The sequence below is a fragment of the Microbacterium sp. ABR10 genome (genome assembly GCF_057812175.1).
Genome location: NZ_CM173821.1, coordinates 1,054,259 through 1,074,797 on the forward strand (window position 1 = coordinate 1,054,259; position 20,539 = coordinate 1,074,797).

Below are 20,539 nucleotides of genomic sequence, written 5' to 3' on the forward strand. Positions count from 1 at the left end.
TTCGTGATCCGGCCGGCGCGCGCGAGCCCCTTCCTGATCCGCCCGGGACGGTGTACCGGGACCGTTAGGCTCACGAGGAGGACGACCGCGAGGGGATGACGTGTCGACGGCGCAGGATGTGACCCGGCGGGAGGCGATCGCGCAGTACCGCGTGGTCGGCGAACCCACCGAGCCCGACCTGCAGGGCCTCGTGGAGCTCGCCGCGACGGTGTGCCGCGTGCCGACGGCGGTGATCAACATCATCGACGACCGGATGCAGCACCAGATCGCCGCGGTCGGCGTACAGGCGGCGTCGTGCGCGCGTGAGGATTCGATGTGCGCGGTCGTGATCTCCGACCCTCGCCGCGTCGTCGTGGCCGACGCCCGCCTCGACGTCCGCTTCGCCACGAACGCGTTCGTCACGGGGGAGATCGCCCTGACGCGCTTCTACGCGTCGAGTCCGCTCATCACCCCGGCGGGCGTCTCCATCGGCACGCTGTGCGTCTTCGACACGGAGGTCGGTGAGTTGTCGGATGCCGCGGCCCACGGTCTCGACCTTCTCGCGGGGCAGGTGATCGACGTCCTCGAACTGCGCCGCGTACAGCGGGATCTGCTGCAATCGAACGCCCTGCTCGAGGATTTCGCGACACAGGTCAGCCACGACCTGCGTAATCCGCTCACCGCGCTGGCCGGCTTCCTCGAGCTCGCCGCGGACAGCCCCGAGATGGGCCAGGCTCCGCGCGCTGCGCAGTCCCTCGCCCGCGCGGAAGCCGCCGCCTCGCGCATGACGACGATGGTGAGCGACCTGTTGGATTTCGCGCGGATCGGCGGCACGCGGCCGCACCTCACCGACGTCGACATCGCCGACACGGTGGATGCCGTCCTGGAAGACCTCGACGGCGTGGTCGTTCGTGCGGGAGCCCGGGTGTCGGTCCACGCTTCCACCTTCGTCCGCGGCGATGACACCCTGCTGCGCGTGCTGCTGCAGAACCTCATCGCCAACGCGGTGAAGTTCACCGTGGCGGCCGAGAGAGTCCCCGTGATCCGTGTGAGCGTGGAGACGCTGCCCGACGGGTGGCGCGTCAGCGTCGACGACAACGGCGACGCCGTCGCCCCGGAGCTGCGCGATCGATTGTTCGAACCGATGCAGCGAGGACACGGGTCCGAGGTGCAGGGCATCGGCATCGGTCTGGCGACCTGCCGACGCATCGTCGATGCGCACGGGGGATCGATCGGACTCGATGCCTCACCGACCGGCGGTACGCGTGCGTGGTTCGTCCTGCCGGCGACGGGGTGAGGACTCCCGTGAGGCGGTACCCGGCCGCGCGTCGCGGCGCAACCTCGGCGACCGCCGACGTCGGCGGGCCGTAGCGTGGGCGATGTCGGGACGGCTGCGTCGCGGCATCCGTCCATCGCATCGACGAGGAGGAACAATCCATGGCACGCAACGTCCGCCTGATGCACTGCACCCCTGACGACGTGTTCCGCGTCCTCGCCAACGGGTGGCTGTACCCCCTCTGGGTCGTCGGCACCTCGCGCATGCGCGACGTCGGCGATACCTGGCCCGCCGAGGGGGCGAGATTGCACCACTCGTTCGGCTCGTGGCCCCTGGTGGTCGATGACACGACGGTCATGCGCGTGTGGGACCCGCCGTACCGCGCGGTGATGGAGCCGCACGGCGGACCCATCGGCGTCGCCCGTGTCGCGATCGACGTCAAGCCGCGCGGCGACGCGTGCGTCGTGCGGATCCAGGAGGAACCGGTCACCGGCCCCACCCGGATCCTCCCCGACACGGTTTTCGATGCGGTCACACGGTGGCGCAACGCCGAGACGTTGCACCGCCTCGCCTATCTTGCCGAGGGAGGCGCCCCCGGCACCGACGGCGGTGCCGCCGCCATCGGACACGAGTCCACCGCCCAGAAGGAGCCGATCGACCGATGAGCGAGAGCTACGACGCGATCATCGTCGGTTCGGGCCCGAACGGCCTTGCCGCGGCCGTCACGCTCGCACGGTCGGGGTTGTCGGTCGCCGTCTACGAAAGGTCGGCGACGTTCGGGGGAGCGGCCTCGACGGCGGAGCTCACGCTCCCGGGTTTCCGCCATGACGTGGGGTCGGCCGTTCATCCGCTGGCTCTGGAGTCGTGGTTTTTCCGCGAGTTCGGCCTCGATCGCCGCATCCGCCTGACCGTCCCCGAGATCTCCTACGCCCATCCGCTCGACGGGGCGCGGGCGGGCCTCGCATTCCGCGACCTCGCTCGAGCGTCGGAGGGGCTCGGGGTCGATGGGCCGGCTTACGAGCGACTCATGCGCCCGCTCGTCGACCACCTTCGTGGGGTCGCCGACTTCACGGGCAACGCGCTGCTGCGCATACCGGGTGACCCGCTCGCGGCGTTCTTGTTCGGCATCCGGGCTCTCGAGCAGGGGGGACCCTGGTGGAACGCGCGCTTCCGCGAAGAGGTCGCACCGAGCTTGATCACGGGCGTGTCAGCCCACACGATCCTGCATCAGCCGAGCCTCGCCGCCGGGGGCGCGGGACTCGTGCTCGCCACCTACGGGCACGGGCGCGGGTGGCCGATACCGGTGGGCGGCAGCCAAGCGATCGCCGATGCCATGATCGCCGACATTCGGGCACACGGCGGAGTGCTGCGCGCCGGTGTCGAGGTCACCTCGCTCGACGAGCTCCCGCCCGCTCGCGCGGTGCTGCTCGACACCACGCCGCGCGCCCTGATCGCCCTGGCGGGAGAGCGGATGCCCGCGGCCTACCGTCGGGCCCTCGAACGCTTCCGCTATGGGGGCGGTGTCGCGAAGGTCGACTTCGCGCTGTCGGAGCCCGTGCCTTGGACGAACGCGGACGTCTCGCGGGCGGGGACCGTGCACCTGGGCGGAACCCGAGCCGAGATCGCCGCGGCCGAGAACGCCGTCGCCCGCGGGGACCTGCCCGATGCGCCGTATGTGCTGTCTGCGCAGCCGACGCTGTTCGACCCGACGCGCGCGCCCGCCGGCAAGCACGTGTTCTGGGCCTACACGCACGTGCCGGCGGGCAGCCCCGCCGACCGCGAGGCCGCCGTCGTGGCGCAGATCGAACGCTTCGCTCCCGGGTTCCGCGACACGATCCTCGCCTCCGCGTCACGCACGGCGGTCGACGTCGAGGCGTGGAACCCGAACTTCCCCGGCGGAGACATCTCCGCGGGCGCGCCGACCCTGACGCAGCTCCTCGGTCGGCCGGTCTACAGCCCCGATCCGTGGCGCACGCCCATGAAGGGCGTCTATCTGTGCTCGTCATCGACGAGTCCCGGTCCCGGCGTACACGGTCTTGCGGGGTGGCAGGCGGCGCTCAGTGCCCTGCGGCACGAATTCGGCACGCGCCTCCGCCCCGATCTGGCGCCGCGCGCGGACCAGCTCTCGCCGACGGCTCCCTGACGGTGCCCGAGGGGGACAGCGTCTACCGTCTGCGACAGCGCCTGGATGCCGCGACCTGCGGCACCCGCGTGATCGACGGCGAACTGCGGTCCGGCAACGGTGCGGGGGTCTCGCTCGCGGGACGATCGATCATCGCGCACGACACCCACGGCAAGCACCTGCTCACGCGCTTCGACGACCTTTCGACCCTCCACACCCATCTGCGCATGCAGGGCAGCTGGACGATCATACGGGCGGGTCGGGCGCTGCCCTCCGCGGCGCGTGAGAAGGCGCGCGTACGCCTCCGCCTCGAAGACGGGCGGGAGGTGTGGGGCCTCGACCTCCCGGTGGTCGACCTCCTCCCCACCGCCCGGGAGCACGATGTTGTCGGGCATCTCGGTCCCGACCCCCTTCGGGAGGACTGGGACGCGGCTGAAGCAGTCCGCCGGTTGTCCGCGCGTCCCGACCGTCCGTTCGTGGCGGCGCTGCTGGACCAGACGCGCATCGCAGGACTCGGCAACCTGTGGGTGAACGAGCTGGCCTTCCTGCGCGGTGTCCATCCCTTCGCCCCGATCGGGGCCACCGATCTCGGTGCGCTCATCGCGCTCGCCGCGCGATGCCTACGGATTTCGGCGACGGTGCCGGGCATGTACCAGGTGACCACCGGCGATCGTCGCAAGGGATCGTCGCACTGGGTCGCCGGCCGGGCGGGGCGACCGTGCCTCCGCTGCGGGACGCGGGTGCGCGTGCGCGACGAGGTGGCGAACGACCCCGAGCGGCGTCGCACCTGGTGGTGCCCACGGTGTCAGCCGGCGCCGTCGGGCGACGGGGCGGGAACTCGGGAGCAGGCGTAGACCGATGCTGCCGGCGCCCACGGTGCCTGACATGCGTCACACGGGTGACGTGTCCGAGCGTCCTGTACCCATCGACGGGTGAACTACGGCTCGGAAGTCCTCGCCCCCGGGCGAAGAGGCGGGCGGCGACGGGGAAAGCTGCCACGCTCGGCGAGACGGGAAGAGTCCGCGAACGAAGGGACGGAGACATGACGAAAGAGGCTTACGCCGACGAGCGTGTGAGCGAGGTCGACTCCCACGCGATGTCTCGACGTGCTGTCGTCGGCGCCGCCGCGTGGGCGGTGCCGGCGATCATCGTCACCACCGCCTCACCCGCCTCGGCGGCGAGTACGTCCGCTCTGACCCTGACCTTCTCGCAGGTGTCCGACGTGCCCGTCGGCGGCAGCGTGAGTGTCACGGGAAAGTACGAGGGTGCGGTGCGCGGTCAGAGGCTGACCTTGTCGAGCTCCGACGCCAACGTCACGCTGGCTCGGACGAGCTTCTCCCTGACGACCGCGGGGACGTTCTCGACGACGGCGTCGGTCGCCCGCGTGAAGACATCGCAGACCGCCAGCGTCACCGCCCTCTCGAACGGTCTCGCCACCACGGCGTCCTTCTCCTACGTCTTCGTCCCCGTGGCTTCCATCACGGTGAACCTCTCGAGGTCGTTCTCCGGCGACACCAACCAGTACTACATCAACGTGTCCGGAACGCTGAAAAGCGCGAGCGGCAGCGGTGTCCCCTATCGCACGGTGTCCGTCGTTGCGAGCGAAGGGGGCACGTGGCGCGATCAGCTCGGGGGGAGCACCCCCGACAGCTCAGACCGCGGGAGCTACACGACGCAGTTGTTCCTCAATCCCGGGGGCGCACGAACGATCACCTTCACCGTGTCGTGCGAGGGCGTTTCGACCACCGCGTCCATCTCTATCGCGGGCTCGTAGACGGCGTCTGCAACCCGCGCTCCAGGCCGCGCACCTCCGGGACGGAGGGAGCGAGACCTGACCGCGTGGAGGATGTTCAGCCGATGTCGCCGGTGGGGGAACCATCCGTCGTCGCTGCGTCGTCTGCATCCTGCTGAGCGGCAGCACCCTCTTCCGGGGATTCACTGCCCGCGCCGTTCGACTGCGAGTCGGGGGCGTCATCGGGGTGTGCGTGGCGGTCGGCCATGAAGGACTCCGTTCGTCGGTGGAGTGACGACCGTGACACGCGTTGCGTGCCCTGTACAGGGGGTCGACATCGCTCGCGGTGACGGCGAGCGGGAAACCGTTCTCAGAGGTAGGGCGCCATCGCCCCGGCGGTCAGCGCGAACACGAGGGCGGTTGAGCCGAGAGCCGTGGCGGCAACCAAGGACGTACGCTCCATTCTCCGACGTCGCACCGTATTCGTCGGGTGCGTCGTCGAACGCAGCGATGCCTTGGCCTCGGCGAGCACGTCGTATCGGCCGATGGGGACGCCGTGGGCGTCACGCGCGACGAAGCCGCCGGCGACGGCGTCGACGCAGCCGAAGTACTCACCGCCACGATGGGCGACCCAGAAGCCGGCGTCGACCTTGACCCAGAGGATACGGACCGCCGACAGGGGAGCGGCGGAAGGAGCGGAGGTGACGGCCATGTCAGGCCGCCGCAGAAAGTGCAGCGCGACGGCCGGAGCGCTCAGTCGAGCGGGCAGGCGCGGGACGCGGGCCGACCTCGGCCGTGGGGATGTCCGCGTCGAGGTCGACGATGAGACCCGCGGAGGAGCCCGCCATGTCGGCCATGGACTTCAGCGTCGCGGCGTCGAGGGATTCGGGCTCCGCGGAGTCGAAGACGAAGCGCAGCGGGATCGCCGGCTGCAGCCAGAGGGTGGAACGACCGGGGGTGCCGTCGACATGGGCCCAGCTGAGGGTGAAGCTCTCGCTGCGGCGGAGCTTGGTGGTTGTGACCACCTTGAGGTGTGAGAGCAGGCGGTCGGGAATCTGGATCGATTCGGTCGACGTTCCGTAATACAGGTGGCCCATGGGGTGCTCCCTTCGAAAGCGATTAGCTGTGTTGAGAACATACTCGCTTAGTAACTAGTTTGCCTAACTATTATTTGCGCTGTATAGTCGCGATACGAGCGGAGGTGTGACATGACGGATGTCGAAACCACGCCCCGCGCACCCTCGACACCGGACGCTGGCAGCCACGTCACCTACTGGTACGGCGACGAGCCGGCGGACCGTCGGCAGCGCAGCAAGGCCGTGCTCGAATCCCTGCGGGTCTACCGTGCCGCCGAGGTGGCAATGCGACGACGCACGCGCGACTCGATGTCGATGGGTGAGAATGAGCTGCTGGTGTTGCGTTACCTGCTTCGCGACCAGAAGAGGCAGGTCCGTCCGGGGGAGCTGACTCGGTACCTGGGACTGTCGACGGCGTCTACGACGGCGATCCTCGATCGGCTGGAACGCTCCGGCCACATCACGCGCTCCGCCAACCCCGACGACCGCCGCAGCATCTTCATCGCGGTCACGCCGCGGGCTGACGAAGAAGTCCGGCAGACGCTGGGGAACATGCACGACCGGATGCTGGCTGCAGTCATCGATATGACGCCCGACGAGTCGGCGGCCGTCGTCGCCTTCCTTCGGCGCATGAGCGATGCCGTCGACGGCGTGGCCGCCGAGGCGCCCGCGGTCGATTCGCCGTGATCTACGTGCTCGTCGGCGGACCGCGCGACGGACAACACGTGGACGACCTGCCTCGTGGCTACCGCTTGTCGCTCGACGACCCGCAGCCCGAACCTTTCGGCGACTTCGACACCGTGCGCGCGGTGTGGTTCGAGCTCGACGAAGCGATGTTCCGGTCCACCCAGCGCAGGGGTTGAGGCGTACCCCACCGGTCGCATCCCGGCAACCCACCCCCTCGCCGTCCGATCGGACCCCAGGGTGGGGGAATGCGATGCGTGACCTATGCCGGCGAGACCGTGATGACCACCGACGACGTCGCCGCGTCGCTGATTGAGCTGACCGCGGCGGTGGCGAAAGAGGGGCAGGCCGAAGCGGTCAGCATCCCCATCGTCACGGACGCGAAGAAGGTCGCTCAGGCGGACTTGGTGATCGGCGTCGGCAACGACGTGCTCTCGGCTCCCCTCGAGTGGGACGGCGAGGAGCCGGACTTCGCCGCCGCAGTTGAGGAGTTACGCGCCCACCGTCTCTTCCCCCGAGCGCGCCTCCGCGCCGTCGAGCCCGACCCCGGTGGAAACGACGAACTGATCGACTGGGACTTCGACCAGCCCACCCAGGGCTGATCCCACGCCGGTGAACCGCCGGGCGATGTGTGGAGCGGAAGCCTTGCGATGGGCGTGCGGCATCCACTAAGTTCGCAAGTCCGTGCCGGTTGGCGCGACGAGTCGAGAAAGGACGAGGCGATGACCGCTAAGCGCGATCTGCGTCCGGAGCAGCAGCAGTACCTGCCGTTTCTCCCCTCGTCGTACCCTCCGGCGCCGGTCGTCTAGACACTGTCTTCTCACGCCCCGCACCGTCAGGTCGGGGCGTTTCTCTTTCCCTTCGAGTGGGGGAGTGCGCTCAGGTCTGTGGCTCACTCACCGCGCAGCAGCGCATCACCGAAGGAAAGGATCCATGCAGAAGCTCAACGAACGACTCGTGTCGTGGGCGAGCCTGATCGATGACAAGACCATCGAACAGGCCCGCACCTCATCGCGCATGCCGTTCATCTATCCCCACCTGGCCCTCATGCCCGACGCCCACCTCGGGCTCGGCGCGACGGTCGGCTCGGTCATCCCGACGCGTGGGGCCATCATGCCCGCGGCTGTCGGCGTCGACATCGGCTGCGGCATGATCGCCGTCAAGACGCAGTTCGCGGCCCACGATCTCGCCGGTCGGGATCTTGCAGAGCTCCGTCAGCAGATCGAACGGGCCATCCCGCTCTCGGCCGGGCGCGACAACCGCAAGATCGTCGCCACCGCCGAGCCGCGGATCGCCGAGCTCGAAGCTCTCGCCGAGACGGCCGAGTTCGACCCGACGTCGTACGCCGGTCACTGGCGCAACCAGCTGGGTTCGCTGGGCAGCGGCAACCACTTCATCGAAATCTCGCTGGACGAGAACGACGACGTGTGGATGTTCCTGCACTCGGGGTCGCGGGGCGTCGGCAACCGCATCGCGCAGCATCACATCAAGGTGGCGCAGCGCCTCGCGCAGCAATGGTGGATCGAGCTCCCGCATCCCGATCTGGCTTACCTCGTCGAAGGCACGCCCGAGTTCGCCCGGTACATCCGGGAGCTGCGATGGGCTCAGCACTTCGCCCTGCTGAATCGGGAGGAGATGATGGACCGTGTCTCGAATCAGCTCGGTCGCTTCCTCGACACCCCCGTCGAAGAGCGCGAGCGGATCAATTGCCACCACAACTTCACCGAGTCCGAGCGGCACTTCGGTAAGCAGGTGTGGGTGTCGCGCAAGGGCGCGATCATGGCCGATGCCGGGCGTCCTGGTCTCATCCCCGGGTCGATGGGCACGGCCTCGTACGTGGTCGAGGGTCGAGGCAACCCGGTCGCGTTGAACTCGTCACCGCACGGAGCGGGTCGGGAATACTCCCGGTCGGCGGCCCGGAAGACCTTCACACACGAGCAGTTGCGCGAGGCGATGACGGGGATCGAATACCGCGACACCGAGGCGTTCATCGACGAGATACCGCAGGCCTACAAGCCGATCGATCAGGTGATGGCGGATGCTGCCGACCTGGTGACGATCCGTCACACGCTGCGGCAGATCGTCAACGTCAAGGGGGATTGAGAAAGACCGGATGCCACGGGGCGACCCCGTGGCATCCGTCTTCTTCATATGGCGTGGCGGCCGCCTCGCCCTCAGATGCGCTCGGGACGGTACTTGTCGTCGCTGAAGCCGATGATGAGGTAGCCGACGACGTAGAGGAACACGAGCAGGAAGAGCGAGAACACCCAACCGTGTCCGAAGGCTCGTCCGACTCGCAGTTGGACGATGATGTGGAAAACGACACCCACGATCGGGACGATGTAGAGCAGGGCGAACCACCCGGAGAACCCGGCGATCTTGGTCAGGAAGACGATGTTGACGATCGGGATGATCGCCAGCCAGCCGGGGTGCCCGGCCTTGGTGAAGACCTTCCACAATGCCACGACCGTGAGGACGTAGAGGGCGACGGCGAGGAACGACGTGGTGCCGCTCAGGGCGAAGATGGAGGTCTGATCGGTGATCGATGACGGCGACGAGGTCAGCATGCGCTCATCGTAGAGCCCCGCTGTCGCGTGCGAAGTCTTCTGCGCGCGGAGCCGGCACGCGAACCCGGGGTTACCCTCTGGGGAGGACGAGGGCACGGGCGGTGACGGGATGAGCGAGCGCAGGTTCGAGTGGGGCGGGTTGGGCGCCGACCGCGGTGATTACGTCACCGCGGCAGAAGCCCTCGCCATGCTCGAGGTGCTCTGCATCGCCCAGGCCGATCTAGAGGTGACCACGGCCCTCAGGAGTGGCGCGGCGTGGGCGCGGTTCGAGCGGAACGAGCGCTGGGCGCTCGTATCGACGCCCGGATCCCGGTGGTTCTCGGTCGAGACCGACACGGGACACCGGCTGCAGCTGGTCGACGCGAACTCGTCGAAGGACCAGAGCGCGCAGTTGCTCGCCGCCTACGTCGACATCGCCGAGGCGTATGTTCGCGGCGACGCGCGGCCGGCGCGCGGGCGGGGATGGGGAGGCTCGATCCTCGCCCTCGATGTGAACGGACGACAGGTGATCCTGACCCAGCCGCTCTCGCGGCGCCTGCGTACGATGCTCGGTCGCTAAGCCCGTGAGCCTCCCCGGTCAAGCCGCTGCGTCCGGTTGCTCGACCTTGCCAGGCTGGAGGTCCACGCGACGAAGGGACACCCCATGAGCGACCCCCAGCACTCCGCCCCCGAAGAAGAGCCGGCCGACGGCGCCGCCGATCTCGGTGACGACCCCACGGTCCGCCCGAGTCAGGAGACCGATCCCGAAGAGGCGTCGAAAGCTCCCACGAAGGACGACCCGAATGCCGACCACCAGGCGACCGGCATCGGCGTCGTCGGCGACGAGTGATCCGGATGCCGCGGGGCGGCCGTCGGCGCGTCCGGCGCCACCCCGCGGCGTCGGGGTCTGCGGCGCCACGGTGATAACCTGAAGACGTCCGCCTCCGTAGCTCAGGGGATAGAGCGTTGGTTTCCGGTACCAAAGGTCGCTGGTTCGATTCCAGTCGGGGGCACCACCACGAAAGAGGCCGCGATCCACGATCGCGGCCTCTTTCGTCGTTTCTCTGCGGTCACTCCTCGTCGGTGACCGCCCCGGTCGGCTCGGCATCCTCGACGATGTGCTCGGAACCGAGCTCGTCCGCCGTGGCGCGCCCCTGATCGACCGCCTCCTGCTTGCCCGAGAAGCTGGCCGACAGCTCGGGGCGGCCCTCGACCGCGTTCTCCCACTGGCCGCGGTTGGATCGGGTGGTCACGTCGTTCTCGCTCATGGCATCCATGTCACACCCGACCCCGGCTCGTCGCCCCCGTCTTGACAGGCGTTGTCAAGAGCGTGTCGGGTCGGGGTCGTCCTTGCCATGCTGGGAACTCCTTCGAAAGGGGTCTGACATGAGCATCGGAGCCGGCATCGCCCTGTTCGTCATCGGGGCCATCCTCGCCTTCGCGGTGAACCTTCCCAACGACTACGTCAGCCTGAGCATGATCGGCTACATCATGATGGGCGCTGGCGTCGTCGTCTTCCTGATCGGCATCGTGCTCTTGGCGAAGCGCCGTCAGACCGACACGGTCACGCGCACCGAGGGCGTCGGCGGCGCCCAGGTCACCCGTTCAACGACGCGATCCTCGAACGACGACCTCGTCTGATGCGCTCGGGGCCGCACCCCGGGACGAGATCATGAGCGAGCAGACGCACACGGCCGCCGACCCGGTCGACGGTGAGTTGCTCGACGGACGCTACCGCGTGGGCCGCCTCCTCGGTCGCGGTGGCTACGCGCGCGTGCATGAAGCCGTCGACACGGCGCTGGAGCGGAGCGTCGCCCTCAAGATCATCGACGGCGACGGCGCCGATCCCTCGGATGTCGCGCGCGTCCGGTCGGAGATACGGTTGCTGGCGTCGGTGTCGCATCCGTCCCTGGTGACCCTCTACGACGCCAGACTCGCGGGGAGCCCGGCCTATCTCGTCATGGAGCTGATCTCAGGGCCCACGCTGTCGGACCGCGTCGCGCGCGGTCCGCTGCCCGCACCCGAGGTCGCTCTCGTCGGCCGCGAGATCGCCGAGGCCTTCGCCGTCATCCACGCGCGGGGGATCGTGCACCGCGACGTGAAGCCGTCTAACATCCTCATCCGCCCCGCCGCCCATGTGGGTGAGACGCCACGTGCGACGCTCGCCGACTTCGGCATCGCGGCCCTGGTGGGCGCCACCCGTGTCACCCGGGCCGACACCGTCATCGGCACCGCCGCCTACCTCAGTCCCGAGCAGGCGCGCGGCCTTCCCGCCGCCCCCACGAGCGACGTGTACGCGCTCGGACTCGTGCTGCTCGAGGCGCTGACCGGATCGCGCCCGTTCGGGTCGCGCACGCCCCACGAAGCGCTCGCGGCACGGCTCGTCTCGACGCCCGAGATTCCCGCGCACGTTCCGCCGGCGTGGCGCGAGGTGCTCCAGCGCATGACCGCCCTCGAACCCGCGGAGAGACCGGATGCCGCGGGAGTGGTCACGGCGCTGCGCGCTGTCGCGGGCGCCTCGGCGGCCTCGGTCGATGCGCGAACGGCGGTCCTGCCGCACGCGACGGCTCCGACGCGCGCGTTCGACGGGAACGACCACCGCACGCGAGTGCTCCCGCAGCCCGACAGTCACCCCTCGCCGCCGAGCGCGGACCGCACGCAGGTGCTCTCGCCGACGGGCGGCGACCCGTCGCAGGGTTCGTCTGTGGGCGGCGGTCCGCGCTCCGTGGCGCCGGCGTCCCGCCGCGGGTCCAAGAAGAACGTCGTGGTGGCATCCGTCGTGGCCGTCATCCTCGCCGTGGGAGCGGTGGTCGCCGCCGTCTCGCTCTCGAATTCGGGTGCCCCCGGCCAACCCGACCTGCCGGCGCTCCCGCAGCCGCTCGACCAGCACATGGACGAGCTGTGGACGGAGGTCGGCCCGTGATCCGTCGCGCCGCACCGGCGGCCGCGCTCCTGCTCGCCGCCGGCATCGCGCTCGCCGCGTGCACGCCGCCGGACGCTGCTCCCACTGCGTGGCAGCAGTCGGTGCAGACCGTCGCCGAGCAGGCCTCCGCCGGCGACTACGCCTCAGCGCTGACGAGCCTCGACGCCCTCGAGGCCGACGTCGTCGCGCGGGGTGACGCGGGGGAGATCACCTCGGCGGAGGCCGACGGCATCCTGGCTCGCATCGCCACCGTGCGGGCGGACCTCACTTCACTCACACCGGCGCCATCGTCGTCGCCGGCGCCGGAGGAGATCAGCGAGCCCCAACCGAGCGAGACGACGGCGCCGGAACCGACCGAGACCACCGAACCGGAACCGGCCGAGACCGCCGAACCGGGGCCGACCGAGACCGCCGAACCGACGGCGGAACCGACGCCCGAGGAGCCGGAGAACGGCGTCGGCGACGAGGACCGATCCCCGCCGAACGGCGGCGACGAGAAGGGCCCCGGAAACGGCGGCCCCGGTGGCGACGACGACAAGAAGCCGAGTCAGGGAGCGTCTCCCGGAGCGGGCAAGAAAGACGGGTGACCCGATTCGTCCGCGGTGGTCCGAGGGCCTTCGACCGCGTGCGAGGATTGCCCGGTGCCGCGCCGTGTGACCGCCGAACTCGACCTCGATCTGGGGGCGTCCGTCGACCTCATCTTCCAGATCACCGCGGCCCAGGGCGTACCGGTCGCCGACGAGACACTGACCTTCTCTCAGGGCGATCGCGTGTACACCCCGACCGAGATCGTCGACCAGTCGGGCAGTCGTCTGCACCGTCTCACGGGGGAGCAGGGGCCGCTGTCGGTGCGCTACGACGCCGTGGTCTCGGGACCGGCGCAGGGTCCTCGATCGAGCGACCTCGAGACCATCACCTACCTGCGCCCGAGTCGGTACTGCCAGTCCGATGAGGTGTTCGCTCAGGCGCGGCGGCAGTTCCGCGGCCTCGGCGGAGAGGAACTGCTGGCCGCGGTGTCGGGTTTCGTCGCCTCCACCGTCACCTACACCCCCGGACTCAGCTTCGGCACCGACAGTGCGGTGACCACCTTGATGACCGGGCAGGGCGTCTGCCGCGACTACGCGCACGTGGTCATCGCCCTGCTCCGTGCGATGGACATGCCCGCCCGTTACGCCGCGTGTTACGCGCCGGGCCTCGAGCCCATGGACTTCCACGCCGTGGCCGAGGCCTACATCGACGGGGCCTGGTACGTCGTCGACGCCACGCGACTCGCCGACCGCCGTTCGCTGGTGCGCATCGCGACGGGTCGCGACGCCGCCGACTGCGCCTTCCTCAGCTACCACGGCGGCTACGTCGGGCTCGAGCGCATGCATGTCGACGCGGTGCTCGATGGCGACACCCCGGATGCCACGACCCCCGACGACCACGAGGCCCTGGTGCAGATCGGCTGACGCGGTCACCCAGGCGTCGCGCCCTAGACTTGTCGGGCTATGGATCCTGCTGCCCTCTCCGCCGCCCTGCTCACCGTCATCGCCCCGCTCGCGGAGGCGCGACGAGAGGGGTCCTCGGCGGGGATCACAGCCGCCGACCTGCCGCTCGAGCGGCCGAAGAACCGCGACCACGGCGACTGGGCGTCCAACGCCGCGTTGAAGCTGTCGAAGGTCGTCGGCGCGAATCCGCGCGAGTTCGCCGGCGAGATCGCCGCGGGGCTCGAGGCCATCGACGGCATCGCCAGCGTCGAGGTCGCCGGACCCGGCTTCATCAACATCCGCCTCGACGCGGCGGCCGCCGGCGCCCTGGCCAAGACGATCGTCGACGAGGGGGCGGCGTTCGGCACGAACGAGTCCCGTGCCGACGAGATCATCAACCTCGAATTCGTCAGCGCGAACCCCACCGGCCCGATCCACCTCGGCGGAACCCGGTGGGCCGCGGCGGGTGACGCGCTCGCGCGCATCCTCTCGTCTCAGGGCGCGAAGGTCACCCGCGAGTACTACTTCAACGACCACGGCGCCCAGATCGACCGCTTCGCCCGCAGCCTCGTGGCCGCCCATCAGGGCGACCCGACCCCGGACGACGGCTACGGCGGCGCGTACATCCACGACATCGCCGCGCGCGTCACCGAGAAGTACGACGGCGACATCGACGCCCTCGATCCGGATGCCAAACAAGAGGCCTTCCGCGAGCTCGGCGTGACCCTCATGTTCGGCGAGATCAAGCAGTCGCTGCACGAGTTCGGCGTGGACTTCGACGTGTACTTCCACGAGAACGACCTGCACGATTCGGGCGCCGTCGACCGGGCCGTCGCGCGCCTGCGCGAGCTCGGCCACATCTTCGAGGCGGACGGGGCGACGTGGCTGCGCTCGACCGAGTTCGGTGACGACAAGGATCGCGTCATCATCAAGTCCGACGGGCAGCCCGCCTACATCTCGGGCGACCTCGCGTACTACCTCGACAAGCGCGAGCGCGGTTTCAACCGCTGCATCATCATGCTCGGCGCCGACCACCACGGGTACGTGCAGCGCCTCATGGCGATGTGCGCCGCCTTCGGCGACGTACCGAACGTCAACCTCCAGGTGCTCATCGGTCAGATGGTCAACCTCGTGCGTGACGGGCAGCCGATGCGCATGTCCAAGCGCGCCGGCACCGTGGTGACCCTCGAAGACCTCGTCGAGATCGTCGGGGTGGATGCCGCCCGCTACGCCTTGACGCGCAGTTCGGCCGACTCCAATCTCGACATCGACCTCGACGTGCTGCAGAAGCGCACGAACGACAACCCCGTGTTCTACGTGCAGTACGCCCACGCCCGCACGCACAACGTCGCGCGCAATGCCGCGGCATCCGGGGTCGACCGCTCGGAGTTCGCCCCCGAGCGGCTCGACCACGAGACCGAGTCGGCCCTGCTGGGTGCCCTCCAGGAGTTCCCGCGCATCGTGGCCTTCGCCGCCGAGGTGCGCGAGCCGCACCGCGTCGCGCGCTACCTCGAAGAGCTTGCCGGTCTGTACCACCGCTGGTACGACAACTGTCGCGTCATCCCGCTCGGTGACGCGCCGGTCGAGTCGGTGCACCGCACACGCCTCTGGCTCAATGACGCGACCGGTCAGGTGCTGCGCAACGGTCTGACGCTGCTCGGCGTGAGCGCTCCGGAACGGATGTGACGATGACGGATGCCACGACGCCCCGCTCCCCGTCGGGCCGGAAGACCGGTCGCTGGATCGCGGTGATCGTCGTGGTCGTCGTGCTGCTGGCGGCCGCGGTCGTCGCCGCGGAGTTCATTGCACGCTCGGTCGTGACCAGCACGGTGCGCTCCCTCGTCGTGTCCAACGTCGGGCTGCCCGACGACCAGGACGTCGACGTGCAGGTGGCCGGCCTCGTTCTGCCGCAGGTGATCGGGGGGCGCCTCGACGAGGTCGCCGTGGCCTCCGACGACGTCACCCTGGGGCCGATCACCGGCGATGTGCGGGTGGACCTCCGCGGGGTGCCGGTGTCGGCCGGATCGGCCGCCGAGGGGGGAACCGCCTCGGTCCGCCTCGATCAGGAGCAGATGCGGGCGCTGCTCGCAGAACTCCCGGACCTCCCGGCCGGCACGATCGACGTCGCCGCGCCGGACGTGACGTTCGAGACCTCGCTGTCGCTGTTCGGCATCGGCATCCCGGTCGGTGTCGCCGTGACCCCCGGCGCGGCCGAGGGCGATCTCACCTTGACGCCGTCGTCGTTCCAGGTCGCGGGCAACGTACTCGACGCCGACACCCTCCGCGGCCAATTCGGTGGTGTCGCCGACGGCATCCTGCAGACGTCGCGCCTGTGCATCGCCGACCGGTTGCCGGCGGGGCTGACGTTGACGTCCGCGACCGTGCAAGGTCAGGACCTGGTGGCCACGTTCGACATCGCCGGCGCCATCGTCAGTGATCCGGCTCTGCAGGTCGACGGCACCTGCGGCTGATCACGGCGTCGCTGTCGTCTATTCGGTGACGGTGAGCAGTCCCGCCTCGACGAGCTGACCCAGGACGTCGTCCACTGCGCGGGCCGCCTCGTCGTGGGGCGCGCCACCGGTCGCCGCGTTCAGCAGGTCGTTGCGGGTGGAATCATCTGCGGCGAGCCACAGCGCGGGGGCGGCGCCGGCGAGGATGCGGAGCGTGCCCCGGCCGTCGGACTCCGCCGACAGAAGCGCGAGTCGGTCGTCGGGCAGTGCGCAGGAGTCGACGACCGCGCCGCGACGGTAGCGTCTGGCCACCCCGTCCGCCGACCCGGGGGCGGTCGCTGCGACGGCAGCGTGGGACGGAGGCTCGGCGGCCGCGGGGGAGTAGTCGAGTGTCTCGGACATGAGTTCGTCCACCAGGGCGACGAGCTGCTCCGCCTCGGCGTACTGGGCTCGGAGTGCGCCGCCCGTTCGGGCGAGCACGCTCATCATGGTGCCCAAGGGGTGCCGCATCGAGGCGAGAGCGCTCGAGTGCGGCGCGAGGAGGACGAGGGCCTCCGACGCGGGAACGGGGACGAGGCGCGCTCGTGTGTGGGCGCTGTCGCGGTCGAGGAGTACGACGCGGCGTGCGCGTAGCGGTGCCGCTGGGAGGGGCAGGAGCCCCAGGTCGCGAGGAGCGTGCTGGACCTTGTAGCCCTGTCCCTCCGTGATGACCGAGAGCGGCTTGCGGTAACGGGAGATGCGCGCGTCGGACTCGATCCCGATGGTCTCGTCGGAGACGTAGCCCCACGACCGCGCGAGTACCCGTGTGGCGGTGGTCTTGCCGGCGCCTGACGGCCCGACGAGCACGACCACGCCGCCGTCGGGGGCGGCGAGCCCGGCCGCGTGCAGCATCCACGCGTCGCCTCGTCGGGCCTCGATCGCCGCCTGGGTGACCATGCTCGACAAGTCCGACAGCATCTGCCCCTCGCCGTCGCTGGAGACCGGGACGACCGTGACGTCCGCCGGAGCTGGATCGTCGACGCGGGCGTCCGCCCAGGCGCGCGCGACCGACTCGCGGTCGGCGGACGTCAAACCCGAGAGATCGATGCGGACACGCACGCCGACGGCGTCGACGGCGAGCGGAGAGGAGAGGGGCGACGTCACGTCGACACCGTATGGTGCCGCCTCGCAGTCGTCGGCCCGCGTTGAGCGCCACGCGCCGCGGTCGGCCCCGCCATCACCCGATTCGTCATCCGTCGAGACTGTCGCCCTCACCTTTTCGGAGGGGGTGGCGCCCGTAGCCGAGACGGAACCACCCGCGTCGTCGTCCACCGACGCATCGTCGCGCGCCGATGACGCGTCGGGGTGGGGCGCCGGGCACGGCCGCCGCCGCGGACGCCGCACGGGAGGGGAGGGGCATATGCCGTGCCCTAGACTGCAAGCAACACCCTCGCGTGACTCTCCGCGGGGGTGGAGCCGTGATCCGCGGCCGTCGCGTCGCCGCAAACCCGATTGGTCCCCCTGTGTCCGCCTCGCACTCCGCGCTCGTGCCCGAGTGGCTCGTCGCCCCGGCCGAAGCGAATGAGCTGGTCGCCCCTGTCTGGCCGTCGTCCGCGCGCCGTATCGATGACGGTTCCGTCGAGATCGGCGGGGTCTCGGTGTTCGACCTCCGCGACCGCTTCGGCACCCCGCTCTACGTCCTGGACGAAGACGAGGTGCGCGCCCACGCGCGTCGCGCCCGCGCGGCGTTCGAGTCCGCGGCCGCACGCCACGGCATCCGGGCCCGCGTGTATTACGCGGGCAAGGCGTTCCTCTCGACGGAGGTCGTGAGGTGGGTCGTCGACGAGGGACTCGCCGTCGACGTCTGCACCCGCGGTGAGCTCGAGGTGGCCCTGGCCGGCGGTGCCGATCCCGCGCGTCTCGGCTTCCACGGCAACAACAAGAGCGTGGGCGAGCTCGAGCGCGCGGTCGAGGTCGGCATCGGTTCGGTGGTCATCGACAGCCCCATCGAGATCGAGCGGCTCGCCGCCATCTCCGACCGCCGCGGTGTGGTGCAGCCCGTGCTCGTGCGGGTGCGGACCGGCGTCCACGCCGAGACCCACGCGTTCCTGGCCACGGCGCATGAGGATCAGAAGTTCGGCTTCTCGCTCGAGGGGGCGGCCGAGGCCGTCGCCCGCATCCGCGAGCTGCCGAGCCTGCGCTTCGTGGGCCTGCACGCGCACATCGGGTCGCAGATCTTCGACTCCTCCGGGTTCCGCGAGTCGGCAGCTCGTCTGGTCGACCTGCACGCCGACCTGCTCGCCGGGGGAGAGATCCCGGTGCTCAACGTCGGCGGCGGGTTCGGCATCTCCTACACCTCGGTCGACGACCCCCGACCCATCGAAGAGATCGCCGACGGCATCCTGGATGCCATCGCTGACGAGTGCGCGGTGCGCGGCATCCCGATGCCCGACATCGCCACCGAACCCGGACGCATCATCGTCGCTCAGGCGGGCGTGACGCTGTACGAGGTGGGCACCGTCAAGACCGTCACGGCGGCCGAGGGTCTCGATCGCACGTACGTCAGCGTCGACGGCGGCATGAGCGACAACGCACGACCGGCGCTGTACGGGGCCGACTTCTCAGCGCGCATCGTCTCGCGCACGAGTCGCGTCGCCCCGGCGCTGTCGCGGGTCGTCGGTCGGCACTGCGAGTCGGGTGACATCGTGGTGGATGCCGAGTACCTCCCCGCCGACGTCACGCCCGGGGATCTGCTGGGCGTCCCCGCGACCGGCGCCTACTGCTTCTCGCTCGCGAGCAACTACAACTACACCCCGCGCCCGCCCGTCGTGGCGGTGCGAGGGGGCGAGGCGCGCGTGATCGTCCGCGGCGAGACCGTCGACGATCTGCTCGCCCGCGACGCCGGAGTCCCGGCATCCGATACCGACACACCCCACGGAGAAACCGCATGACCGACTACCGCACGTTGCGCGTGGCGCTCCTCGGCGCCGGCGCCGTCGGCTCCCAGGTCGCCGACCTGCTGCTCAGACACGGCGACGAACTCGCCGACCGCGCGGGCGCGAAGCTCGAGCTCGCCGGCATCGCGGTGCGAAACCTCGACGCGAAGCGCGACGTGGAGCTGCCCCGCGAACTCTTCACCACGGATGCCGAGACGCTCATCGTCGGCAGCGACATCGTCATCGAGCTGATGGGCGGCATCGAGCCCGCGCGGACGCAGGTGCTGCACGCGATCGCCTCGGGCGCCGACGTCGTCACCGCGAACAAGGCGCTGCTCGCCACTCACGGCTCCGAGGTCTTCGAGGCCGCCGACCAGGTCGGGGCCGAGGTCTACTACGAGGCCGCTGCCGCCGGCGCCATCCCCATCATCCGGCCCCTGCGCGACTCCCTCGCCGGCGATCGCGTCGTGCGGATCATGGGCATCGTCAACGGCACCACCAACTACATCCTCGATCGCATGGACACCGAGGGCGCCGACTTCGCCGACGTGCTGGCCCAGGCGCAGGCGCTCGGCTACGCCGAAGCCGACCCGACCGCCGACGTCGAGGGTTACGACGCCGCGCAGAAGGCGGCCATCCTCGCGAGCCTCGCGTTCCACACCGCGGTTCCCCTGGATGCCGTGCACCGCGAGGGAATCACCTCGGTCGACGCCGCGATGATCGAGTCCGCTCGTCACGCCGGCTACGTCATCAAGCTCCTCGCCGTGTGCGAGCGCCTCGCCGCCGAAGACGGTGGCACGGAATCGATCTCGGTGCGCGTATACCCGGCCCTCGTCGACCGTGCGCACCCGCTCGCGAGCGTCCACGGCGCGAATAACGCCGTATTCGTCCAGGCCGAGGCCGCGGGCGACCTGATGTTCTACGGCGCCGGCGCCGGCGGCGTACAGACGGCGTCCGCCGTACTCGGCGACGTCGTCTCGGCTGCGCGTCGGCACATCGCGGGTGGCGTGGGCGTGGGGGAGTCGACCCGCGCGAACCTCCCCGCCGTGCCGATCGGGCGAGTCATCACGCGGTACCAGATCACCCTCGAGGTCGACGACAAGCCGGGCGTGCTCGCCACGGTCGCCGGCATCCTGAGCGAGGGTCGCGTGTCGATCGCGACCGTCGAGCAGACCGTGATCGAGGCTTCTCCGGATGCCGGAGAAACGGGCGCTGCGACAGGCTCATCGACCGCAGCGGGCTCGGCCCGTCTGGTCATCGGAACACACAAGGCCCGTGAGCAGGACCTGAGCGAGACCGTCGAGCGTCTCGCCGCGAGCGGCGTCGTCGAGCGCGTGGTCTCCGTGCTGCGCGTGGAAGGGAACTGA

General features: G+C 70.0%; 25 protein-coding genes and 1 tRNA gene. 20 read left to right on the plus strand and 6 right to left on the minus strand.

Annotated features, from left to right (window positions below; translation table 11 throughout):
• The first annotated feature begins 100 nt into the window (after positions 1–100).
• The 5 genes from ACXKZF_RS04735 to ACXKZF_RS04755 all read left to right on the plus strand — a co-directional run bounded on the left by ACXKZF_RS04735 (position 101) and on the right by ACXKZF_RS04755 (position 5,151).
• Positions 101–1,276, plus strand: a complete 1,176-nt coding sequence (locus ACXKZF_RS04735) for a sensor histidine kinase (protein WP_488985545.1) — start codon at positions 101–103, stop codon at positions 1,274–1,276.
• A gap of 140 nt (positions 1,277–1,416) precedes the next feature.
• Entirely contained in the window at positions 1,417–1,920 is a 504-nt protein-coding gene (locus ACXKZF_RS04740) for an SRPBCC family protein (RefSeq protein ID WP_488985546.1), read from the plus strand.
• On the plus strand, positions 1,917–3,398 hold the full coding sequence (locus tag ACXKZF_RS04745) for a phytoene desaturase family protein (RefSeq protein ID WP_488985547.1): 1,482 nt from the start codon (positions 1,917–1,919) through the stop codon (positions 3,396–3,398). The genes ACXKZF_RS04740 and ACXKZF_RS04745 overlap by 4 nt, the downstream gene beginning before the upstream one ends.
• Positions 3,399–3,400: 2 nt before the next feature.
• Positions 3,401–4,231, plus strand: coding sequence for a DNA-formamidopyrimidine glycosylase family protein (locus tag ACXKZF_RS04750; protein ID WP_488985548.1), 831 nt, complete (start codon positions 3,401–3,403; stop codon positions 4,229–4,231).
• 188 nt (positions 4,232–4,419) lie between these two features.
• Complete coding sequence (locus ACXKZF_RS04755) at positions 4,420–5,151, plus strand: hypothetical protein (RefSeq protein ID WP_488985549.1); 732 nt, start codon at positions 4,420–4,422, stop codon at positions 5,149–5,151.
• A gap of 76 nt (positions 5,152–5,227) precedes the next feature.
• On the opposite strand, the gene ACXKZF_RS04760 is transcribed toward ACXKZF_RS04755, so the two are convergent.
• From ACXKZF_RS04760 to ACXKZF_RS04770, 3 genes are all read right to left on the minus strand, one after another.
• The gene (locus tag ACXKZF_RS04760) at positions 5,228–5,377 is read right to left on the minus strand and encodes a hypothetical protein (RefSeq protein WP_156459247.1); all 150 of its coding nucleotides are present in this window, start codon (positions 5,375–5,377) and stop codon (positions 5,228–5,230) included.
• 102 nt (positions 5,378–5,479) lie between these two features.
• Entirely contained in the window at positions 5,480–5,821 is a 342-nt protein-coding gene (locus tag ACXKZF_RS04765) for a hypothetical protein (protein WP_488985550.1), read from the minus strand.
• A 1-nt stretch (position 5,822) separates the two neighbouring features.
• Positions 5,823–6,206 (minus strand): DUF7882 family protein, encoded by a 384-nt coding sequence (locus ACXKZF_RS04770; protein ID WP_488985551.1) that lies wholly within the window; start codon positions 6,204–6,206, stop codon positions 5,823–5,825.
• A 111-nt stretch (positions 6,207–6,317) separates the two neighbouring features.
• Between ACXKZF_RS04770 and ACXKZF_RS04775 the strand changes: the two genes are divergently transcribed.
• The 4 genes from ACXKZF_RS04775 to ACXKZF_RS04790 all read left to right on the plus strand — a co-directional run bounded on the left by ACXKZF_RS04775 (position 6,318) and on the right by ACXKZF_RS04790 (position 8,972).
• A complete protein-coding gene (locus ACXKZF_RS04775; protein WP_488985552.1) occupies positions 6,318–6,872 on the plus strand; it encodes a MarR family winged helix-turn-helix transcriptional regulator in 555 nt (184 codons plus the stop codon).
• Positions 6,869–7,048, plus strand: coding sequence for a hypothetical protein (locus tag ACXKZF_RS04780; protein WP_488985553.1), 180 nt, complete (start codon positions 6,869–6,871; stop codon positions 7,046–7,048). Before ACXKZF_RS04775 ends, ACXKZF_RS04780 begins: the two co-directional genes overlap by 4 nt.
• A gap of 69 nt (positions 7,049–7,117) precedes the next feature.
• On the plus strand, positions 7,118–7,471 hold the full coding sequence (locus ACXKZF_RS04785; protein WP_488985554.1) for a hypothetical protein: 354 nt from the start codon (positions 7,118–7,120) through the stop codon (positions 7,469–7,471).
• 331 nt (positions 7,472–7,802) lie between these two features.
• Positions 7,803–8,972 (plus strand): RtcB family protein, encoded by a 1,170-nt coding sequence (locus ACXKZF_RS04790; protein WP_055958167.1) that lies wholly within the window; start codon positions 7,803–7,805, stop codon positions 8,970–8,972.
• A gap of 71 nt (positions 8,973–9,043) precedes the next feature.
• Here ACXKZF_RS04790 and ACXKZF_RS04795 read toward each other — a convergent pair whose 3' ends face one another.
• On the minus strand, positions 9,044–9,436 hold the full coding sequence (locus tag ACXKZF_RS04795; protein WP_055958164.1) for a DUF5684 domain-containing protein: 393 nt from the start codon (positions 9,434–9,436) through the stop codon (positions 9,044–9,046).
• Between the two features lie 109 nt (positions 9,437–9,545).
• Here ACXKZF_RS04795 and ACXKZF_RS04800 point away from each other — a divergent pair, with 109 nt between their 5' ends.
• From ACXKZF_RS04800 to ACXKZF_RS04810, 3 genes are all read left to right on the plus strand, one after another.
• Positions 9,546–9,995 (plus strand): hypothetical protein, encoded by a 450-nt coding sequence (locus tag ACXKZF_RS04800; RefSeq protein ID WP_488985555.1) that lies wholly within the window; start codon positions 9,546–9,548, stop codon positions 9,993–9,995.
• Between the two features lie 84 nt (positions 9,996–10,079).
• The gene (locus tag ACXKZF_RS04805) at positions 10,080–10,265 is read left to right on the plus strand and encodes a hypothetical protein (protein WP_488985556.1); all 186 of its coding nucleotides are present in this window, start codon (positions 10,080–10,082) and stop codon (positions 10,263–10,265) included.
• Positions 10,266–10,355: 90 nt separating this feature from the next.
• Positions 10,356–10,431, plus strand: a tRNA-Arg gene (locus tag ACXKZF_RS04810).
• 54 nt (positions 10,432–10,485) lie between these two features.
• Here ACXKZF_RS04810 and ACXKZF_RS04815 read toward each other — a convergent pair.
• Entirely contained in the window at positions 10,486–10,683 is a 198-nt protein-coding gene (locus tag ACXKZF_RS04815) for a DUF2188 domain-containing protein (protein ID WP_488985557.1), read from the minus strand.
• Between the two features lie 118 nt (positions 10,684–10,801).
• Between ACXKZF_RS04815 and ACXKZF_RS04820 the strand changes: the two genes are divergently transcribed.
• The 6 genes from ACXKZF_RS04820 to ACXKZF_RS04845 are packed head-to-tail and all read left to right on the plus strand — an operon-like array spanning position 10,802 to position 16,278.
• Positions 10,802–11,056 carry a DUF6458 family protein gene (locus tag ACXKZF_RS04820; RefSeq protein WP_055958156.1) on the plus strand — a complete coding sequence of 85 codons (255 nt, stop codon included), beginning with the start codon at positions 10,802–10,804 and terminating at the stop codon, positions 11,054–11,056.
• Positions 11,057–11,087: 31 nt separating this feature from the next.
• A complete protein-coding gene (locus ACXKZF_RS04825; RefSeq protein ID WP_488985558.1) occupies positions 11,088–12,338 on the plus strand; it encodes a serine/threonine-protein kinase in 1,251 nt (416 codons plus the stop codon).
• Complete coding sequence (locus ACXKZF_RS04830) at positions 12,335–12,925, plus strand: hypothetical protein (RefSeq protein WP_488985559.1); 591 nt, start codon at positions 12,335–12,337, stop codon at positions 12,923–12,925. The genes ACXKZF_RS04825 and ACXKZF_RS04830 overlap by 4 nt, the downstream gene beginning before the upstream one ends.
• 54 nt (positions 12,926–12,979) lie before the next feature.
• Positions 12,980–13,789 carry a transglutaminase-like domain-containing protein gene (locus ACXKZF_RS04835; RefSeq protein WP_314457293.1) on the plus strand — a complete coding sequence of 270 codons (810 nt, stop codon included), beginning with the start codon at positions 12,980–12,982 and terminating at the stop codon, positions 13,787–13,789.
• A gap of 39 nt (positions 13,790–13,828) precedes the next feature.
• Complete coding sequence (gene argS, locus ACXKZF_RS04840) at positions 13,829–15,493, plus strand: arginine--tRNA ligase (RefSeq protein ID WP_488985560.1); 1,665 nt, start codon at positions 13,829–13,831, stop codon at positions 15,491–15,493.
• A gap of 2 nt (positions 15,494–15,495) precedes the next feature.
• Positions 15,496–16,278 carry an LmeA family phospholipid-binding protein gene (locus tag ACXKZF_RS04845; RefSeq protein ID WP_488985561.1) on the plus strand — a complete coding sequence of 261 codons (783 nt, stop codon included), beginning with the start codon at positions 15,496–15,498 and terminating at the stop codon, positions 16,276–16,278.
• Between the two features lie 18 nt (positions 16,279–16,296).
• Here the strand turns inward: ACXKZF_RS04845 and ACXKZF_RS04850 are convergent, their stop codons facing one another.
• Positions 16,297–17,400, minus strand: a complete 1,104-nt coding sequence (locus tag ACXKZF_RS04850; RefSeq protein ID WP_488985562.1) for a hypothetical protein — start codon at positions 17,398–17,400, stop codon at positions 16,297–16,299.
• A gap of 359 nt (positions 17,401–17,759) precedes the next feature.
• On the opposite strand from ACXKZF_RS04850, the gene lysA reads away from it, so the two are divergent.
• Entirely contained in the window at positions 17,760–19,187 is a 1,428-nt protein-coding gene (gene lysA, locus ACXKZF_RS04855; RefSeq protein WP_488985563.1) for a diaminopimelate decarboxylase, read from the plus strand.
• Positions 19,184–20,539 (plus strand): homoserine dehydrogenase, encoded by a 1,356-nt coding sequence (locus ACXKZF_RS04860; protein ID WP_055958133.1) that lies wholly within the window; start codon positions 19,184–19,186, stop codon positions 20,537–20,539. Before lysA ends, ACXKZF_RS04860 begins: the two co-directional genes overlap by 4 nt.

What these genes read in the sequence shown, in the direction of transcription:
- ACXKZF_RS04740 (WP_488985546.1), top strand. Translation starts at nt 1,417, where the DNA reads ATGGCACGCAACGTCCGCCTGATGCACTGCACCCCTGACGACGTGTTC.
- ACXKZF_RS04745 (WP_488985547.1), top strand. Translation starts at nt 1,917, where the DNA reads ATGAGCGAGAGCTACGACGCGATCATCGTCGGTTCGGGCCCGAACGGC.
- ACXKZF_RS04755 (WP_488985549.1), top strand. Translation starts at nt 4,420, where the DNA reads ATGACGAAAGAGGCTTACGCCGACGAGCGTGTGAGCGAGGTCGACTCC.
- ACXKZF_RS04760 (WP_156459247.1), bottom strand. Translation starts at nt 5,377, where the DNA reads ATGGCCGACCGCCACGCACACCCCGATGACGCCCCCGACTCGCAGTCG.
- ACXKZF_RS04765 (WP_488985550.1), bottom strand. Translation starts at nt 5,821, where the DNA reads ATGGCCGTCACCTCCGCTCCTTCCGCCGCTCCCCTGTCGGCGGTCCGT.
- ACXKZF_RS04770 (WP_488985551.1), bottom strand. Translation starts at nt 6,206, where the DNA reads ATGGGCCACCTGTATTACGGAACGTCGACCGAATCGATCCAGATTCCC.
- ACXKZF_RS04775 (WP_488985552.1), top strand. Translation starts at nt 6,318, where the DNA reads ATGACGGATGTCGAAACCACGCCCCGCGCACCCTCGACACCGGACGCT.
- ACXKZF_RS04785 (WP_488985554.1), top strand. Translation starts at nt 7,118, where the DNA reads ATGCGATGCGTGACCTATGCCGGCGAGACCGTGATGACCACCGACGAC.
- ACXKZF_RS04790 (WP_055958167.1), top strand. Translation starts at nt 7,803, where the DNA reads ATGCAGAAGCTCAACGAACGACTCGTGTCGTGGGCGAGCCTGATCGAT.
- ACXKZF_RS04795 (WP_055958164.1), bottom strand. Translation starts at nt 9,436, where the DNA reads ATGCTGACCTCGTCGCCGTCATCGATCACCGATCAGACCTCCATCTTC.
- ACXKZF_RS04800 (WP_488985555.1), top strand. Translation starts at nt 9,546, where the DNA reads ATGAGCGAGCGCAGGTTCGAGTGGGGCGGGTTGGGCGCCGACCGCGGT.
- ACXKZF_RS04805 (WP_488985556.1), top strand. Translation starts at nt 10,080, where the DNA reads ATGAGCGACCCCCAGCACTCCGCCCCCGAAGAAGAGCCGGCCGACGGC.
- ACXKZF_RS04815 (WP_488985557.1), bottom strand. Translation starts at nt 10,683, where the DNA reads ATGAGCGAGAACGACGTGACCACCCGATCCAACCGCGGCCAGTGGGAG.
- ACXKZF_RS04820 (WP_055958156.1), top strand. Translation starts at nt 10,802, where the DNA reads ATGAGCATCGGAGCCGGCATCGCCCTGTTCGTCATCGGGGCCATCCTC.
- ACXKZF_RS04825 (WP_488985558.1), top strand. Translation starts at nt 11,088, where the DNA reads ATGAGCGAGCAGACGCACACGGCCGCCGACCCGGTCGACGGTGAGTTG.
- argS (WP_488985560.1), top strand. Translation starts at nt 13,829, where the DNA reads ATGGATCCTGCTGCCCTCTCCGCCGCCCTGCTCACCGTCATCGCCCCG.
- ACXKZF_RS04845 (WP_488985561.1), top strand. Translation starts at nt 15,496, where the DNA reads ATGACGGATGCCACGACGCCCCGCTCCCCGTCGGGCCGGAAGACCGGT.
- ACXKZF_RS04860 (WP_055958133.1), top strand. Translation starts at nt 19,184, where the DNA reads ATGACCGACTACCGCACGTTGCGCGTGGCGCTCCTCGGCGCCGGCGCC.